Source organism: Metabacillus niabensis (assembly GCF_020524345.1).
Lineage (GTDB): Bacteria > Bacillota > Bacilli > Bacillales > Bacillaceae > Metabacillus > Metabacillus niabensis_B.
In genome coordinates this window covers 94,054-112,153 of sequence record NZ_JAIVLH010000009.1, presented here as the reverse complement: position 1 = coordinate 112,153, position 18,100 = coordinate 94,054, and the positions used below count along the sequence as shown (strand labels likewise).

Below are 18,100 nucleotides of genomic sequence, written 5' to 3'. Positions count from 1 at the left end.
ATTAGTTAATTATTTAATTAGAGCATTACAATCAACAATTAATGCGACTTGACCATCTCCTAAAATAGTCGCTCCCGAAATAGCAAAAACAGAATTCAAATAATTCCCTAACGATTTCAATACAATTTCCTGCTGTCCAATGAAAGAATCAACGACTAATGCAGCCATTTTTTCTCCTTTACGGACAATAATTAATGAAACAAAATCATCATTTTCAATTGCATAAGGAACTTCAAAGATTTCGGACAAAAAGACTAATGGTACAATTTTACCTCTAAAATCAATAACCTTTTGATTATGCGCTTGTAGAATATCTTCTTTTTTAATTACAGCCGTTTCAATAATAGATGATAATGGAATAGCATATTTTTCATTACGTAATTCAACTAACATAACTGAAATAATCGACAATGTCAGTGGCAGCTGGATAGAAAATAATGATCCTTTACCTTCTTTTGCATCAACAGAAACTGTACCACCTAAAGATTCGATCGTACTCTTTACTACATCTAATCCAACACCCCGACCCGATATATCTGAAATCTTGTCAGCTGTTGAAAAACCAGATGAGAAAATCAGCTCATATACTTGCTTATCCGTTAAAGTAGCAGCTAACTGCTCTGTCACCACACCACGATCCAATGCCTTTTTAAGTACACGGTCACGATTAATACCTGCCCCATCATCCTCAATTTCGATAAAGACATGATTTCCACTATGATACGCACTTAAAACTACATGGCCTTCCTCACTCTTACCGTTTCTTACACGTTCCTCTGGCATTTCGATTCCATGGTCAATCGCATTTCGCAGTAAGTGAACAAGTGGGTCTCCAATTTCATCAATTACTGTTCGGTCCAGTTCAGTTTCAGCTCCAACAATATCCAAATGAATTTTTTTATTTAAATCTTTCGCTAATTGTCTAATCATTCTAGGGAAACGGTTGAATACTGTTTCAACTGGAACCATTCTCATATTTAAAATTATGTTTTGTAAATCACCGGAAATCCTTGACATTCTTTCTACCGTTTCATTAAGCTCTGAATTATTTAGATCCCTGGATATTTGCTCCAATCTCCCACGGTCAATAACAAGTTCTTCAAAAAGATTCATCAAGATATCTAAACGTTCAATATTGACACGGATTGTTTTGGAACTTGTGGCAGCAACCTGTTTTGTTGCTGTTTTCACTTCCTCTTTTACCTGTTCAACTTCTTGTTTTTCAGGTGTTTCATGTTGTTCTCCTGTGCTTAGTTCAGATACAACTGGTGTCAAGACATGATCAAGATCAATTAGTCTTACAATAACATCTTCAATTTCTGACACTTTCATTACTTTGTTTTTAAGATCTTCTGAAGATTCTTTTGTAACAATTGCTACAGTAAATTCATGGTCAAATTTTTCTTCCTCTAAAAGCTCAACTGATGGAACAGATTTAATAACCTCACCAGCTTGTTCTAAAATTTCAAACACCATAAATACTCTTGCAGCCTTTAATAAACAGTCAGTTCTTAATGTAATAGTTAATTCATAAGGAGCAAAGCCTTGCTCCTTTGATTGTTGAATAACGGCATTTTCATAATCATCATAAGATCCGATTGACTGCATTAAATGTTGCGGAGCTATTGCGGTATTCGTATCAGCTGTTTCCGTTTCACCATTTTCAATTTGCTTTAACATTTCGACAACTTTTGAAACATCTTTTTTCCCGTCTCCACCTTCAGCAATTGAGAACACCATTTCTTCTAAGTCATCGACAGATGCAAAGACAACATCTAAAATCTCAGCTGTTACTGTAAGCTTTTCATTTCTAATTGCGTCTAGAACGTTTTCCATCTGATGTGTTAAGTTAGCCAAATCTTCATACCCCATTGTGGCACTCATACCTTTTAATGTATGGGCTGACCTGAATATCTCATTTACAATTGATAGATCCGTAGGATTTTTCTCTAATTCTAGTAATTTTTCATTACATGATTGTAAATGCTCCTTACTTTCTTCAATAAATACTTCCAAATATTGATTCATTTCCATACGGTAACACCCCTAAGTTTCGAGTTGAATATCGGATTAACAGCGAGAACACTGTTGTTTAGCAAAACATAAGATTTTATTAATAAGTTGGTGAAAGAAAATGTAAAATGACGTCAGCAATTTCTTCTACATTTGCAACTCTATCAACTAAATTTGTTGCAACAGCTGATTTAGGCATTCCGTAGACAACAGAGGTCTCTTCTGATTCAGATATAGCCTTTACGACTCCTTTTGACTTCATCTTTCTTAAACCTTCTGAACCGTCAGAGCCCATTCCTGTCATAATGACTGCAATTTTGCGATAATTGTTTAGTTCACTTACAGATTCAAACAATACATCAACGGATGGTCGATGACCATTTCTTATGTCTGATTGGTCTATTTTTATTGTTAATGCTGTGCCTGATTTTACAATTTTCATATGTGATCCACCAGGAGCTATATATGCCGTTCCATTTTTTACCACTTCTCCATTGACAGCTTCTTTTACATCAATCGAAGAGATTGTGTGAAGCCGGTTTGCCAGGGACTGTGTAAAGCCTTGAGGCATATGTTGAACAATAAAAATTGGTGCATTAAGATCTGGTGGTAATTTTGTTAATACATGTTGCAAAGCTCTCGGTCCTCCTGTAGAGGTCCCAATACAAACGACCGATTGACCCAATCTGTCTTTGTCGAAAGAAACAGGACTTTGGCTAGTCTTTGAGTCTATTTTACTATAACTTGTAGGTTTTTGTAATAATTGATTGTCTACTTTCTTTAAATTTGCAGATTTCGCAAGAATAACTTTATTTTTCAGTTCTTCCTTGACCTTATGTAGGTCTAAAGATATAGATCCTGAAGGCTTAGGAATAAAATCAAGAGCACCATATTGCAATGACAAAATCGTATTTTCAGCCCCATCTTTTGTCGTACTTGATAGCATGATCACTGGTCTTGGACATTTTTTCATAATAATTTTCAAGGCTTCTAATCCATTCATGATAGGCATTTCAACATCTAAAGTAACAACATCCGGATTAAGCTGTTCAATTTTAGTTAAGGCATCCGCTCCATTTCTAGCTGTCCCTACCACTTGAATTTGTTCATGTTCAGAAAGAAAATCAGAAATAAGCTTTCTCATAAAAGCTGAGTCATCGACAACTAAGACACTTGTTTTTCCCATTAATGTTACCTGCCTTTCATGAAGAAATGCTTTAATTTCGAAATAAAAGGTGCTTCTTCTTGAATTTTTTCAATCGTATTCTTCTTTTCCAAGTAATTTTTTGAAATCATTTTTAATGCTTTGCTTGCCTGACAACCAGGCTGGAAAAGAATGAAAGGTTTTTGATCGATCACTGCCTTCATAATGGTAGAGTCATCAGGAATGGTTCCAAGTAGAGAGACTTCTCGTTTTAAGAATTGATTGATCGTCTGTTCTAATCTTTTATACGTAGTTTCACCGACTTTCTTATTGAAAGCTCGATTTACGACAATAGTGAATGGAATTGTCCTATTATTTACACAAACATTTTTTATTGCTGCGTACGCATCTGTCATAGAAGTAGGCTCAGGAGTAGTAATCACGATAATTTCATCAACAGATAATAAAAAACGCAGGCTGTCTTCTGAAATACCGGCCCCCATATCGAAAACAATATAATCGTATAATTTAAATAACAATCCAAGTTGCTGAAGAAATCGTTGAAACTTTTCTTCATCCATTGAAAAAATCATACCAAGCCCTGTTCCACCTGAAATATAATCCAGGCCATTTGGACCGGACGAAATAATTTCTGAAAGCAACATATCCTGATTGAAGAAGTCGACAATTGAATATGCAGAACTTTCGCCAATTAAGATATCGATATTTCCCATACCGATATCTAAATCGAATAATAATACTCGTTTCTTTTCTTGTTGTAATGCTAACGAAAAGTTAAGTGAAAAGTTTGACTTTCCCACTCCACCTTTTCCACTCATAACAGCAACAGATTTTGCTTCTGTTTTTAAACTTTTCAAGCGTTCTCTTAGACGCTGTGCTTGATCATATGACATTTTCCTTACCTCAACATTTGTTCGACTATACGGTCTCTTGTAGCCGCTTCGATATCATCCGGAACATTTTGTCCATGAGTTGTATATGCAATACCTTTTTTCGTGTTTATCATGACATCAAAAAGTGATCCTCTTGTTGATGTTTCGTCCAATTTTGTAAAGATAAGCTTATGGATTGGAATAACAGAAAACTGTTCAAATACGGCAAGCATATCAGATGGTTTTGCCGTTGCGGCTAAAACTAAAAATGTTTCCATTTCATCGTCAAAGTCAATAATTTTCTGCAAATCAGAAACATATTTTGGATCCAGAAAATTTCGTCCTGCCGTGTCAATAAAAACATAATCATACATTGCTAATTTCTGTTTAGCTTGTTTAAAGTCTTCAGTCGTATAACAAATTTCAATTGGAACATCCAGAATCTTCGCATACGTTTTTAGTTGATCAATCGCTGCAATTCGGTATGTGTCTGTTGTTATAAAAGCAACTTTCTTCTTTCTTTGAAGAACACATTCAGCAGCTAGTTTTGCAAGGGTTGTTGTTTTCCCTACTCCTGTAGGACCGATAACATTAATGTATTTTTGCTTGTAAGAAATACCCCCGAAATCAAGATCTGCCAGGTGATGAGCAAAAAACTCATGTTGCTTTTTAAGTAATTCTTCATCCGATATGTCACCTTTACGGACATACCAAAAGTCTAAAAGCTCTGCCATCAATTGACTTCTTAGTACGGGTGATATTTCCTGTTCAATCATATTTTCCAGCATTTTTTTTAAAGGCTGAGGATACATATCAATTCTTTCATTTGTAGAAACAGACTTAAGCAACCTTTTCAAATCACTTAGTTCATCTATTAGTTGTAATTGATCGATATTTCTTTGTGAATTTGTTTGTACTTGTTGCGCTATATCTGAACCACTATCATTAATGAAAGGTTTTGATGCTTCTTTTCTGACATTTTTTACAGTCTTCGTTTCAATTGGGCTAATATCCGGATCCAATGCAGCAATCACTTCAATTTTCTTTTTAGTGAAGAACCCCAAAAACCCTCCGGTTTGAATCATTTTCGAGTTTAAAATGACTGCATCATTTCCCATTTCACTTCGGATTTTTTTCATCGCTTCTTGCATAGATGTTGCGACATACTTTTTTACCTTCATTCTACATTCACAACCCCAATACTCTGTACTTCAACATTTGCTTCCAGCTCATTGTAAGACAAAATAGGAACTTGTGGAAAATATCGATCTGTTAATTGTCTTACATACATTCTCACAGCAGGAGAACATAATATGATCGGTGTCTGCTGCTCGAGTGATAACATTTCAACTTCCTTTGCTACTGATTCTATAATTAACTGTGAAACATCAGGACTTAACGATAAGTAATTGCCATGTTCGGTTTGTTGTACTCCATCTGCAATTAATTTTTCTACTCTACCCGATAAAGTTACGACCTTCAGAATATGGTCCTGTTCAGCATATTGTGCAGTTATTTGCTTAGCTAAGGCTTGTCTTACATATTCCGCAAGTAACTCAGTATCCGAAGTCATTTTTCCAAAATCAGCTAATGTTTCAAAAATAATCGGTAAATTTCTTATAGACACTTTTTCACGTAATAACTTAGCGAGTACTTTTTGAATCTCGCCAATACCAAGTGGAGTGGGTGTAACTTCTTCTACTAAAATAGGATAGGTTTCCTTTAAATGATCGATTAATTGTTTAGTTTCTTGTCTGCCTAATAATTCATGCGCATGTTGTTTTATGACTTCTGTTATATGTGTTGATACAACAGATGGCGGATCAACAACTGTGTAACCGTACATTTCAGCTGTATCTTTTACTTCTTCTGATATCCATTTTGCAGGTAATCCAAAAGATGGTTCTATTGTATCAATTCCTTCAATTGAATCATCTTCTATTCCGGGAGCCATCGCTAAATAGTGATCAAGTAAGATTTCACCCTTTGCCAATTCATTTCCCTTGATCTTCAAACGATATTCATTAGGTTGTAACTGAATGTTATCTCTTATTCTTACAACTGGAATGACAATACCCAGTTCAATAGCTAACTGCCTTCTAATCATAACTACCCGATCAAGTAGATCTCCACCCTGATTTGTATCAGCAAGAGGAATTAAGCCGTATCCAAACTCAAATTCAATTGGATCAATATTTAGCAGGTTAACTACACTCTCTGGACTCTTCATTTCATCCATTTCTATTTCTTGTTCAATTTCTTCTTCATCAGGCACGTTTTGTTGTTTAGATTTTGTAATCATATAGCCGCCAATAGCGAGCAATGCTGCAATTGGCAGTGTTAATAGAATACCTATTGGCGTAAAAATACCTAATAGAAAAATGGTCCCTGCTGCAACATAGAGCATTTTTGGATAAGCAAATAGTTGTTTTGTAATATCTGTACCGAGATTTCCTTCGGATGCAGCACGTGTTACTACAATTCCTGTTGCAGTGGATATTAATAATGCCGGAATTTGGCTGACTATCCCATCACCGACTGTCAGCATTGTAAAATGTGAGGCTGCCTCAGCAATCGACATACCAAGCTGCATCATGCCAATAATGATCCCAAATAACATATTGATTAATACCATGATAATACCGGCGATCGCATCACCTTTTACGAATTTACTGGCACCATCCATTGCCCCGTAGAAATCAGCTTCATTCGCGATTTTATCTCGTCTTTCACGAGCCTGTTGCTCAGAAATCATCCCTGCATTTAAATCCGCATCAATGCTCATTTGTTTACCAGGCATCGCATCAAGTGTAAAACGGGCAGCTACTTCTGAAACACGCTCAGAACCTTTTGTAATAACAACAAACTGAATAACAATTAAAATAATAAAAACAACAAACCCGACCAAAACATTTCCTCCGGTAACAAACGTCCCGAAAGTCTCAACCACTTTCCCTGCATCACCTTCTGCTAATATCGCTCTCGTCGTTGACACGTTTAATCCTAAGCGAAAAAGAGTCAACAGAAGAATCAATGAGGGAAAGATTGAAAATTGCAATGGCTCATTCATATTCATTGACGTAAGAATTACTAATAGTGCAAGAGATATATTTATAATAATTAAAAAACTTAACAACCAGCCCGGGAACGGAATGATCAACATTGCCACAATTAAAATAACACTAAGTAATACAGATAAGTCTTTTCCGGACATGTTTTTTCTCTCCTTAAACCCAATCAATCTATTGAATTAGTAGAAATAACCACTATTATGAAATAGATTTCGCTTGATATACATACGCGATAATCTCTGCAACAGCCTGAAAAAACTCATCAGGAATTGCTTGTCCAATATCTACCTGAGCATAAAGGGCTCTTGCAAGGGGGCGATTTTCTACCATCATGACGTCGTTCTCTTTTGCGATTTCTTTTATTTTTTGTGCAACCATGTCTACACCCATAGCGACAACATATGGAGCATCCATTTTTGTTTCATCATATTTTAACGCAATAGCATAGTGAGTTGGATTGGTGATGACAACATCTGCTGTAGGAACATCCTGCATCATCCTTCTCATCGCCATTTCACGCTGCCTTTGCTTTATTTTTGATTTTATGAGCGGGTCACCTTCAGATTTTTTATATTCATCCTTAATGTCTTGCTTAGACATTCTTAGGTTTTTTTCATAGTCATATTTCTGATACATATAATCGAGCAATGATAATAATAGTAGAGCAATCGATGCAGATAGCCCCATCTTAATAGTTAATGACCCGATAAATTGTAGTGACTGTTCAACAGTCATTTGTGACAATCTCAATACATTATCAAGTTCAAGCCATAAAACAGAAAATGTTACAACTCCAACAAAGGAGATTTTTAATAACGATTTAACCAGTTCAACTAACGCACGTATTGAATAGATTCGTTTAAAACCTTGGATTGGATCCAATTTATTTAACTTCATCTGAATAGCTTCAGTTGAAAATAAAAAACCTACTTGTAAATAATTTGCTAAAACCCCGGCAACTAAAGCAACTCCCATAACCGGTGCTAAAATCATAATTGCTTGATAAGCAAGTGTTAAAAATACATCATGAACATTTTGAGTTGTTACATCAATTAATAAATAATCCTGGAATATACCTCTTAGCATAATAAGTATACGATCTCTCATGAAAGCGCCAATGAATAAAAACGATAAAAAAACAGTAAGAAGTGAAAGTGCCGTATTTACATCTGCACTTTTAGCTACCTGACCTTTTTTTCTTGCATCTTGTTTTTTTCGGGGAGTAGCTTTCTCGGTCTTTTCTCCAGAAAAAAACTGCAAATCTAATCTAAGTAGGTTGATTGCCTCCACCTCCGAACAACTCCATTAGACCACGCATTGTATACGTCATCGTCTCAAATAATTGTGACATTAACAAAAATAAGGCGCTCATTGTTAAAATGAGCATGATAAAACTAACAATAATCTTCAAAGGCAAACCAACAACAAAAATATTCAATTGAGGAACAGTTCTTGCGACAATTCCTAAAGCTATATCTACTAAAAAAAGCGATCCTACCACAGGAATTGACATTTGAAAAGCAATGATAAACATTGAATTAAATGAAGTGATAATAAACTCAATAATATTTTCATTACCCATAGGAAGAAAAGGTTGATTTATTGGCACAAATTGATAGCTGTAATATATACCATCTAATAAAAGGTGATGTGCGTTTGTTGTAATAAGTAATAACAATGCAAAAGTGTACAAAAATTGACCTATTAGCGGGCTTTGTGCTCCTGTTTGGGGATCAATAACATTCGCTATAGCAAATCCCATTTGAAAATCGATAAAGCTGCCGGCAATTTGAACTGCTGCAAGGATAAAATATGCTGAAAATCCAATCGCAAGGCCAAGCAATACCTCTTTTAAAATAAGCATGAAATACTGACCATCAACTTCAATAGTCGGCGGGTTTATAGAAAAGAACATGATCCATGCTAAAAAGAAAGAGAAACCAATTTTATGTGTATTAGGAATATTTCGATAAGAGAAAAAAGGCATTGTTACAAAAAAGGCCGTAACCCTCATAAAAATCAGAAGAAATGCAGGATAATTTTCCAGTAAAGTTACCATTTTATCCTACAAACCTATTTAAATTTCCAAAGATATCTTGTGCATAAGATATAAGAGTAGACAACATCCAGGGTCCAAAAAATATTAAGCCTACTAATACGGCGACGATCTTTGGGATAAATGCCAGTGTTTGTTCTTGAATTTGCGTTGTAGCTTGAAAAATACTTACAATAAGTCCAATGACTAATGCTACTAACAAAAGAGGTCCACAAATGATCAGTACAGTATAAACGGCTTTTTCAGCTAATGAAATAACAAACTCGGAACTCATTCATTCACACCCTTCTAAAAACTTTGTAACAATGACTTCACAATTAAATACCATCCATCTACTAATACAAATAGGAGAATCTTAAAAGGAAGAGAAATCATAACTGGTGGTAACATCATCATTCCCATGGACATCAGGATACTTGCAACTACCATATCAATGACTAAAAACGGAATAAAAATCATAAAACCGATTTGAAAGGCAGTTTTTATTTCACTTATTGCAAAGGCAGGAACAAGAGCAGTTAATGGGATGTCTTCTATGGACTTAGGATTGTCTATACCAGCATAATTTAAAAATAAAGCTAAGTCTTTTTGTCTGGTGTGTTTGCTCATAAACTCTTTAAAAGGATTTGCAGCTCTTTCATAAGCTTCTTCCAGACCTATCTCCTCATTAAAAAGAGGCGTTAACGCCTGTTCATTTACTTGAGAAAAGGTAGGTGCCATTATGAAAAATGTTAGAAACATAGCTATACCAATTAACACTTGATTCGGTGGCATTGATTGTGTTGCAAGTGAAGTACGAACAAATGACAAAACAATAATAATTCTTGTAAAACAAGTCATCAATATTAAAATACTGGGTGCAATCGATAATACCGTTAATAATAATAGAAGCTTTACAGAAGTACTGACATCTTCCGGATTACTATTATTAAAAAACTCCATAAACTCATTCATTCTTCTTTAGACCCTTTCTTTTAATATCATCAAACTGTTTTGTTCGTTCTTCCTTTATTTTTTGTAATTGTTCATTTAATTTTGTTGAAAAAACTGGTGTATTAGAGGTTGAAATGGTTTTCTTCCCCTTTGATTGCTGAACAATTGTTGAAGCTAATTTTTGAAAAATATCTTTTGAATCAATGACCGTTTCTTGTTTTTTCTCAAAGTCTTCAATAATGCTCTTACTTTCCTGCTCATCCTCAATTTCCTTTAACAAAGTAATCGACTCGCCAACTCCAACAACTAACACGCGTTTTCCGACTTTTACCATTTGGACTGATTTATTTTGCCCTAGATTTGTTCCACCTAAATTCACAATAGTTTGCCCTTGCTGAAAAACACGATTTCTCTTGGTGACAAACTTCAATAAAACATAGATAAGAAAGATAATAAATCCTAAAGCAAAAATCATCTTCATAAAATCCCATGCTGTAATTGAAAGTGCATCCCCCTGTACTTCGGTTTCTTCATATTGTTGCACTTGATCTTGTTTTCCCGGGTTTTCATTTAATTGATTTAGATTATTTTCTTGCTCTTGCTTATTTATATTTTCATATACACTTTCATTTTGTGAGTCCTCCGCAACTACAATCGCTGTAGGTTGCGGAGCAAAAAAGATAAGAGCTATTACCGTCAATATGAGGGTTTTTCTATGAAGCAAAGTCTCTCCACCTTTAACTTAAAGTTTTTCCAATAGCCTCTAAAACACGATCTGCCTGGAAAGGTTTCACAATAAAGTCTTTAGCACCTGCTTGAATCGCATCAATAACCATTGCTTGTTGCCCCATTGCCGAGCACATAATAACTTTAGCATGACTGTTGATTTTTTTAATTTCTTTTAATGCTGCAATTCCATCCATTTCAGGCATAGTGATATCCATCGTTACTAAATCTGGTTGATGTTCTTTGTATTTTTCTACAGCTTGTGCACCGTCAGCTGCTTCAGCTACTACTTCGTACCCATTTTTCGTTAAGATATCTTTAATCATCATTCTCATAAAAGCTGCATCGTCTACTATCATAATTTTGTGTGCCATTTTCCCCACTCCTACTTTACAATTTTATTTTAGTTTGTTTAATCGTTCTGATTGACTAATAATATCTGTTACACGGACACCAAAGTTCTCATCAATAACAACAACTTCCCCTTTTGCAACAATCTTATTGTTAACTAGTATATCGACATGTTCTCCAGCAAGTTTATCTAATTCAATGATAGACCCTGAAGATAATTCGAGAATTTCTTTTACGGAACGTTTTGTCCTGCCTAATTCCACTGTTACCTTTAATGGGATGTCTAACAGCATATCCAGGTTTTGCATTCCCTGCTGTTGATACGAAACTTGCTCAAAAGATGCAAATTCAGCAGGTTTTACATTAATTGAAGGCTGCGGTCTTTGTTGAATACGCTGCCCGGGAACAGATTCGTACATTGGTTGTCCGGTTTGTTGCTGGTACGTAGGGTTATCAAAACTTGGCTGTTGTTGCTGCATTTGTTGCTCATATACAGGTTGAGCATCATTTTGATATGAATGTGTCATCTCAGGTATTGGTGCATGTGTTACTGCTTGTGGCTCCTGAACCTCTTTTATTGCTTCGGCAGTAGCAGCAGCCTCCTGCTTCGGATTAATTAATTGATCTATAAGATCTTTCGCAAAATGCAAAGGCAATAATTGCATGATATTTGAATCAATTAATGTTCCAATCTTTAACCTGAAAGATACCTGCACAAATAATTCCTCATTAGGTATTGTATTTGCATCTTCCGTTTCATTTGCATCTAGAAGTTCTACACTTGGCGGAGAGATGTCTACCTTTTTATTAAATATGGTTGACATCGATGTAGCGGCAGAACCCATCATTTGGTTCATTGCTTCCTGAACAGCACTGACTTGAATTTCTCCCAACATTTCATCAGGATTTGTTCCGTCTCCACCGATCATTAAATCTGCAATGATAGCTGCATCGCTTTGCTTAATAACCAATAAGTTACTTCCTGAAAATCCTTCTGTATAATTCACTTCTATTGCAACATAAGGATGTTGAAATTGTTCACCTAATTTATTTTTGTGGATGATTGACACGCTTGGTGTTGTAATTTCCACTTTTTGTTGTAAAAGAGTTGATAAAGCTGTTGCTGAGCTTCCAAATGAAATATTTCCTATTTCACCAATTGCATCTTCTTCCATTGCGTCAAAATAATCTTCATTATTTAAACGTACTTCTGTCTCTACAGGATGTTCTTCTTCATCAATACTTGACCCTTTTAATAATGCATCGATTTCATCCTGCGATAACATATCATTACTCACCATCTTCGTCACCTCTCGATAAGTGGTCAATAATTTGAACCGCTAATTTTTTGTTCATTTTTCCAGGTTGTCCTGTAAACTTTGGCTTATCACCTATTTTAACCACCAATGGCTGGTCGATGGTGCAATCTAATTGAATGACATCACCAAGTTGTAATTGAAGAAAGTCTTGTATTGATATATCTGATGTTCCAAGCTCAGCTGCAATTGTTAGATCTGCAAGATTAATTTGCTTTTTTAATGCATCTATCTCATGTTGCTTTGGCTCTTTTCTGTCAGACTGCATCCAATAATGTACAGATAACTTCGGAATGATAGGTTCTAAAACAACGTGCGGAATACAAAGGTTTATCATACCGCTTGTTTCTCCCACTTGAATATTCAAGGAAATTACGACAACCGTTTCATTAGGGGATACCATTTGTAAAAACTGTGGGTTAACTTCAAATTCCAACATACTCGGTTCAATTTCAATTAATGACTCCCATGCCTCTTGATAATTATCTAATGATTTCTCAAAAATATTTGAAATAATTTTCGTTTCAATTTCTGTTAGACTTTCTATTTTGTTAACACTCGCTCCGATTCCACCCATAATTCGATCCATCATAGCGTATGCTATATTAGGATTAACTTCCATAAGTACTCTACCTTCTAATGGAGCTACTTCAAAAATATTTAAAACCGTCATTTTAGGAATGGAACGGATAAATTCCTCATATGGCAATTGGTCAACAGATCCAACTGTAATCTGTACATATGTGCGTAATTGAGCTGAAAAATAAGTAGTTAAAAGTCTAGCAAAGTTTTCATGAATTCTTGTTAAGCTTCGAATCTGATCCTTTGAAAAACGTAAAGCCCGTTTAAAATCATAAACCTTTACTTTTTTACTCGACTCTTCTTTTTTTAATTCATCTGCATCCATCTCACCAGTTGAAATGGCGGATAGCAAGGCGTCAATTTCACTTTGTGATAAAATATCACCTGCCAAAGTTTTCACCTCCTATTTTGTTTTAATGTTCAATTATTGAAGGATATAGGATGTGGTATAAACCTTTTTGACCTTGCCTTCTTGCATTAATGCATTAATTTTTTGGGATATGGACTCTTTGAGCTTATTCATTCCTTCAGTTCCTTCTAATTGTGTAGCCTCCATATTAGCTAACTCAGATATAATAATATCTTGTGTTTGGAATGATCGCTGTGTTAATTCTTCTTTTGCTTTTTTTGAATCAGTCTCAATTTTAAATGAAATGCGCACAATATTACCACTGGATAAATTTGTGGTTATTTCGGGTATATCGACAGTTGCCTCAACAACTTCTTCTATTGAAGGTTCTTTATGCTCATCTTCATTTCCTAAAAATTTAGTAACGACGACTAGTGCTGTAACACCAATTAATGTAATAGACCCTAAAATAACCAGCATAATGGTTAAAAGCTTCTTATTCATCACCAAAAACCTCCGTGTCTTTTCTCAAAGACAAAACATTGATATCCCGATAAAAGGAAGAAATTTTCATAGTCACCTCATGCTGAGGTTCTCTTACAACATATTTATGGCCATTCGTTAAGGTTATGGTTGTATCAGGAAATGACTCAATCACTTCAATGTATAAAGCATTTAATGTAAATGGCTTTCCATTCAACCTTGTTAATTGAATCATATTTAGAGAGACTAACGTAAAAGTTCTAAGTGTTAGCCTCTTCCCCCCCTGTTATCGTTTTAGACCCATTAATTCTTGTAAAATTTCATCTGACGTTGTAATAATTTTTGTATTTGATTGGAATCCACGTTGTGCAACAATCATTTCTGTAAATTCTTCTGATAAATCTACGTTCGACATTTCTAAAGCACCTGCAATAATGGATGCTGCTCCATCTTGTCCAGCAATTGAAAGTTCATTAAGTTGAATACCATTATTATTTTTATCAATAGAACCTGAGTTTGAGGATTGCTTGAATAAGTTACCCCCAACTTTTTCTAGTCCACCTGCATTCGCAAACATAGCTACTCGAATTTGACCTGCAACATTTAGTTCACCGGCATTATTAACAAAAGTCACAGTTCCATCAGGTCCGATACTAAAACTTTTTGCATCTAAAGGGATTTGTATTAATCCTGCTTCTCCACTTAGCTTATTCGTAAATGAAGGGTCTTGTAAGTTTGATGCAATACTTTCAAAATTAATAACAGATTGTCCAATTTTTTCTAGGTCAATCATGTTGTTGCTTAAATTAGATAACATTGTATTTAAATTAGATAGAGTTGCATCCGGTACAACTGCACCCTGTGTAGGTACAGTGTAAGTTCCATTAATTTGAGATATTGTTGTATTAAATTCTTTAATTATTGTTCCAAAAGGTGCAGTCGAATTAAAGGAAGCTACAGCTGTATTTAACGCCCCTATATTTCCTCCAGTAAATGCATTTGCAGTAGTATTAAAAGCTGTTTGGGCTGTACTAAATTGACCTACTAGTGTTGTTAATGCAGAATGTGAGCTAACCATAGCATTGTATAAAGGTCCACCTGTTGCAGGAGCTTCATTTTTTGTATAGCTAATTTGAGCATCATTATATTCTTGGTATGCATTCATAAGATCATTTGCTTGTTTAGTGAAATCTTCTAGAGCTGTAGTCATATTTCCGAATGGCGTACTAAAGTTATTAATGGCATTTAAAGCGTTTTGTGACTTTGTAATTGCTTGTTCGGTAGGTACTGACTTTTGTCCAGTTTCACCAATTATAAACATCCCTTCAGCTGTAACCAAATAACCACGATCATCTAAATATAAATTCCCTGCTCGTGTATAATTCATATCAACTGCAGAATCAATTGCACCTGCAATAATGTTATTTCCAATTTGGTTTCCTTGGTCAATATTTACTCTACTTAAATCATTTATAGATGCCACAGGGATAAAGCCATCTCCTGCTAAAGCAATATCTAGTGTTCTAGAAGTAGTTTGAGTTGAACCAGAGGTATGAATTGTATCAATTGAACTAATTTTTGCACCTAACCCTATTTGTTGTGGGTTTGTACCAGCGTTAGTTTGAGTTGAACCAGCCGCTCCTGCTATTTGTTGGTTAACTAAGTCAGCAAATGTTGTACGAGATTTTTTAAATCCATAAGTGTTTACATTTGCAATGTTGTTACCAATAACATCTAGTTTTGTCTGAAAGTTTTTCATACCACTAATTCCGGAATATAGCGAACGTAACATATATATTCTCTCCCTTTTGCCAATTGATAGATTTAGTTGCTTCTGTCGATCCACAACTCTAGGCTTCCAAATTTGGTCCAGCCATTAATCCATAATAATTGTTCCATTAATATTCGTAAAAATCTGTGTTTTTGCTTCCTCACGGTCCATTGCTGTAATAACCGTATTATTTTGGGTGTTGATGATTAGTGCTGCTTCATTTAATAGAACTAGTGAATCCTTAACCCCCATCTGACTTGCCTTGTATACCTTATTTTCTATAAGTGACCAATCTGCCTCGGATATAGTTATATGCCTTTGACTTAACCTTTCATGGGCATGTTTACTGATTTTTAAATGATGCTTTTCATTTATTTGATTAGTTAAATATTCTTTAAATTTATTAGGCTTTGAAATTTGTTTTTGAATCTGCTGCCCTGATTGAAAATGATTGATGTTATTTATTTGTATAGACATTGTTCATCACCATTATGAATCTGCTTTGGATACTTTTATGATGTTATCAACTGAAACGAAAGAACCATTTTCAAGTTCTAATTCAAAGCCTGTATCACCTTTTTTCACAGATTTTACTACACCTATTCCAGTTTCTTCATTAGAGTTCTTCCACTCGATTTTCTTACCAATCATTTCTGAATACTTTATAATAGAATCTCCTTGCGTCTGAATATTAATAAACTTCTCTAACATACTGGCCATATTTGTTGTTTGCTCTAATGTAGAAAACTGAGCCATTTGTGCAATAAATTCCTTATCCTCCATCGGATTTAGAGGATCTTGGTTTTGTAATTGTGTCATTAATATTTTTAAAAACTCATCTTTTCCAAGATTTGAGCTACCTGTATTCGTAGTTGATGGTTTACTCGATAATAAAAAGCTAGGATCAATCGATGTCATGAGATCGCCTCCTTACACAGTTGTATTTAATGCTTCTCTTAATGAATTAATAAAGGTTTGTTCACTATTATCTTCTTCGTCATGCTGTTGTTGTTGCTGCTCACTATTGCTGTCTCCTCTGTTTTCAGAATGATCTCTCAACGTTTTTGGAGCTTGCTCAGCTTGAACCTCATAACGTTCGATTTCTATTTGAACAGAAGGAAGTACCTGTTTTAACTGATGAATACTATGATCTAATAAATCTTTAGCAGATTGGGAAGAAGTAATAAGGCGAGCCACCATCATCCCATTCTTTTGAATGAGCCTTACGGTAATTAAACCTAAATGCTCTGGATTAAGCCTAAGTATAAGCCTATTAGCTCCATTAGGCATTTGTCCGAATTTACTATTTTTAAAGGCATTCAAAAGTTGGTTTGTAAACTCATGACGAGAAGAAATATCTGTTTTTGTAGATCCTTGTGACTCATTATCACTTGAATTCATCTGATTTAGATGAATAACAAAAGTTTCCTCTCTTATATCGCTTGCAAAGTTCTCAACTTGTAATTGTTTTTTTGAATCAACCGACATAAAATTAACATGCTGTTCGAATTCATTTAATAAATTAGAATTATTTTTTATATCTTTTTGTAAAAATCTATCAACTTCATTAACGAATAATGATTTTATTGCTTGAAAATCAGCTCTCTCTAATAAACTTTTAATTAACTCCTTTTGATTAGTCAAGGAAGAAATAGAGCTGAGTTCGGCGATTATATCATTTTTCACTTTTAAGTCACTTTGGATCGACTCATTTTTATAAACTTTTAAAGCATTGCTTATCTTTAATAATTTATCGATAACTTCAACATTTTCTGATCCTTGGTTTATTAACCTATTAATTAGCAACTGTCCTTCAAGGTATGTTTGATCTTTGGAATTCATTTTAGCAAAACTTTTCAACATACTTTCTAAACTAATTGAGAGGTCATTCTTAAAAGAAGGAAATTCATTCTCTAGGTACTTGTTAATATCAGTTAATACCGAGTTGAAATCAGATTGTATTGAATCACCCGAATCTTCTATTGCTTTAACTAAAGATAAAATATTTACTATTGTTGGCTCGTTTTTAAGTTTTCCGATAAGCTCAATTATTGAAAGCTTTTCAGACAATACTTCCGCTATTTCAATGCTAATTGAATATAATGTTGCTGATATTTCTCCACTTTCATCAAGAAAAGAATTAATATTCACTTCTCCCATAGATTCAGTTGAAATTGTCTCTTTTTGAAGGTGATTCACAATGTCATTCAAATCATTAATAATTCCTTCAATTGATATTTTATCGGATATGGAGTTATTGCGATTTGTATCATCAAGTTGCTTGGCCACACTTTCTCTAAACAATAAGTTTCCAAAACTCAAACTACTAGTTTTAGAGCCTTGACCAGAAGAAGTGGATAATGAATTTACTTTTTGTGAAAATGGTAAGATCTCCAAGGTTCCACCTCCCTT

General features: G+C 34.6%; 19 protein-coding genes. All 19 read right to left on the bottom strand.

The window, feature by feature from the left end; translation table 11 throughout:
* Positions 1-9: 9 nt before the first annotated feature.
* The 19 genes from LC095_RS11475 to LC095_RS11385 all read right to left on the bottom strand — a co-directional run bounded on the left by LC095_RS11475 (position 10) and on the right by LC095_RS11385 (position 18,085).
* Positions 10-2,034: a chemotaxis protein CheA gene (locus LC095_RS11475; RefSeq protein WP_226528303.1), complete on the bottom strand. Its 2,025-nt coding sequence runs from the start codon at positions 2,032-2,034 to the stop codon at positions 10-12.
* 79 nt (positions 2,035-2,113) lie between these two features.
* Positions 2,114-3,199 (bottom strand): protein-glutamate methylesterase/protein-glutamine glutaminase, encoded by a 1,086-nt coding sequence (locus LC095_RS11470; protein ID WP_226528302.1) that lies wholly within the window; start codon positions 3,197-3,199, stop codon positions 2,114-2,116.
* Between the two features lie 5 nt (positions 3,200-3,204).
* Positions 3,205-4,071 carry a MinD/ParA family protein gene (locus LC095_RS11465; protein ID WP_226528301.1) on the bottom strand — a complete coding sequence of 289 codons (867 nt, stop codon included), beginning with the start codon at positions 4,069-4,071 and terminating at the stop codon, positions 3,205-3,207.
* A gap of 5 nt (positions 4,072-4,076) precedes the next feature.
* Positions 4,077-5,231 (bottom strand): flagellar biosynthesis protein FlhF, encoded by a 1,155-nt coding sequence (flhF, locus tag LC095_RS11460; protein ID WP_226528300.1) that lies wholly within the window; start codon positions 5,229-5,231, stop codon positions 4,077-4,079.
* Positions 5,228-7,264 carry a flagellar biosynthesis protein FlhA gene (gene flhA / locus LC095_RS11455; protein ID WP_226528299.1) on the bottom strand — a complete coding sequence of 679 codons (2,037 nt, stop codon included), beginning with the start codon at positions 7,262-7,264 and terminating at the stop codon, positions 5,228-5,230. Before flhA ends, flhF begins: the two co-directional genes overlap by 4 nt.
* Before the next feature lie 55 nt (positions 7,265-7,319).
* Complete coding sequence (gene flhB / locus LC095_RS11450; protein WP_226528383.1) at positions 7,320-8,402, bottom strand: flagellar biosynthesis protein FlhB; 1,083 nt, start codon at positions 8,400-8,402, stop codon at positions 7,320-7,322.
* Entirely contained in the window at positions 8,389-9,180 is a 792-nt protein-coding gene (gene fliR, locus LC095_RS11445; RefSeq protein ID WP_226528298.1) for a flagellar biosynthetic protein FliR, read from the bottom strand. Before fliR ends, flhB begins: the two co-directional genes overlap by 14 nt.
* Position 9,181: 1 nt before the next feature.
* Complete coding sequence (gene fliQ, locus LC095_RS11440) at positions 9,182-9,451, bottom strand: flagellar biosynthesis protein FliQ (RefSeq protein WP_026559338.1); 270 nt, start codon at positions 9,449-9,451, stop codon at positions 9,182-9,184.
* A gap of 14 nt (positions 9,452-9,465) precedes the next feature.
* A complete protein-coding gene (gene fliP / locus LC095_RS11435; RefSeq protein ID WP_226528297.1) occupies positions 9,466-10,131 on the bottom strand; it encodes a flagellar type III secretion system pore protein FliP in 666 nt (221 codons plus the stop codon).
* A complete protein-coding gene (locus LC095_RS11430) occupies positions 10,124-10,810 on the bottom strand; it encodes a flagellar biosynthetic protein FliO (RefSeq protein ID WP_226528296.1) in 687 nt (228 codons plus the stop codon). The genes fliP and LC095_RS11430 overlap by 8 nt, the downstream gene beginning before the upstream one ends.
* A gap of 37 nt (positions 10,811-10,847) precedes the next feature.
* Positions 10,848-11,210 carry a response regulator gene (locus tag LC095_RS11425; protein WP_226528295.1) on the bottom strand — a complete coding sequence of 121 codons (363 nt, stop codon included), beginning with the start codon at positions 11,208-11,210 and terminating at the stop codon, positions 10,848-10,850.
* Positions 11,211-11,234: 24 nt separating this feature from the next.
* Positions 11,235-12,488, bottom strand: a complete 1,254-nt coding sequence (fliY, locus tag LC095_RS11420) for a flagellar motor switch phosphatase FliY (protein WP_226528294.1) — start codon at positions 12,486-12,488, stop codon at positions 11,235-11,237.
* Positions 12,478-13,476, bottom strand: a complete 999-nt coding sequence (gene fliM / locus LC095_RS11415; RefSeq protein ID WP_226528293.1) for a flagellar motor switch protein FliM — start codon at positions 13,474-13,476, stop codon at positions 12,478-12,480. The genes fliY and fliM overlap by 11 nt, the downstream gene beginning before the upstream one ends.
* Positions 13,477-13,509: 33 nt before the next feature.
* Positions 13,510-13,938, bottom strand: a complete 429-nt coding sequence (fliL, locus tag LC095_RS11410; protein ID WP_226528292.1) for a flagellar basal body-associated protein FliL — start codon at positions 13,936-13,938, stop codon at positions 13,510-13,512.
* On the bottom strand, positions 13,931-14,152 hold the full coding sequence (locus LC095_RS11405; protein ID WP_226528291.1) for a flagellar FlbD family protein: 222 nt from the start codon (positions 14,150-14,152) through the stop codon (positions 13,931-13,933). Before LC095_RS11405 ends, fliL begins: the two co-directional genes overlap by 8 nt.
* A gap of 51 nt (positions 14,153-14,203) precedes the next feature.
* Positions 14,204-15,709 carry a flagellar hook-basal body complex protein gene (locus LC095_RS11400; protein ID WP_226528290.1) on the bottom strand — a complete coding sequence of 502 codons (1,506 nt, stop codon included), beginning with the start codon at positions 15,707-15,709 and terminating at the stop codon, positions 14,204-14,206.
* 84 nt (positions 15,710-15,793) lie between these two features.
* Positions 15,794-16,165, bottom strand: coding sequence for a TIGR02530 family flagellar biosynthesis protein (locus tag LC095_RS11395; protein ID WP_226528289.1), 372 nt, complete (start codon positions 16,163-16,165; stop codon positions 15,794-15,796).
* Between the two features lie 12 nt (positions 16,166-16,177).
* On the bottom strand, positions 16,178-16,606 hold the full coding sequence (gene flgD, locus LC095_RS11390) for a flagellar hook assembly protein FlgD (RefSeq protein WP_226528288.1): 429 nt from the start codon (positions 16,604-16,606) through the stop codon (positions 16,178-16,180).
* 12 nt (positions 16,607-16,618) lie between these two features.
* Positions 16,619-18,085 carry a flagellar hook-length control protein FliK gene (locus LC095_RS11385; RefSeq protein WP_226528287.1) on the bottom strand — a complete coding sequence of 489 codons (1,467 nt, stop codon included), beginning with the start codon at positions 18,083-18,085 and terminating at the stop codon, positions 16,619-16,621.
* Positions 18,086-18,100 lie beyond the last annotated feature (15 nt).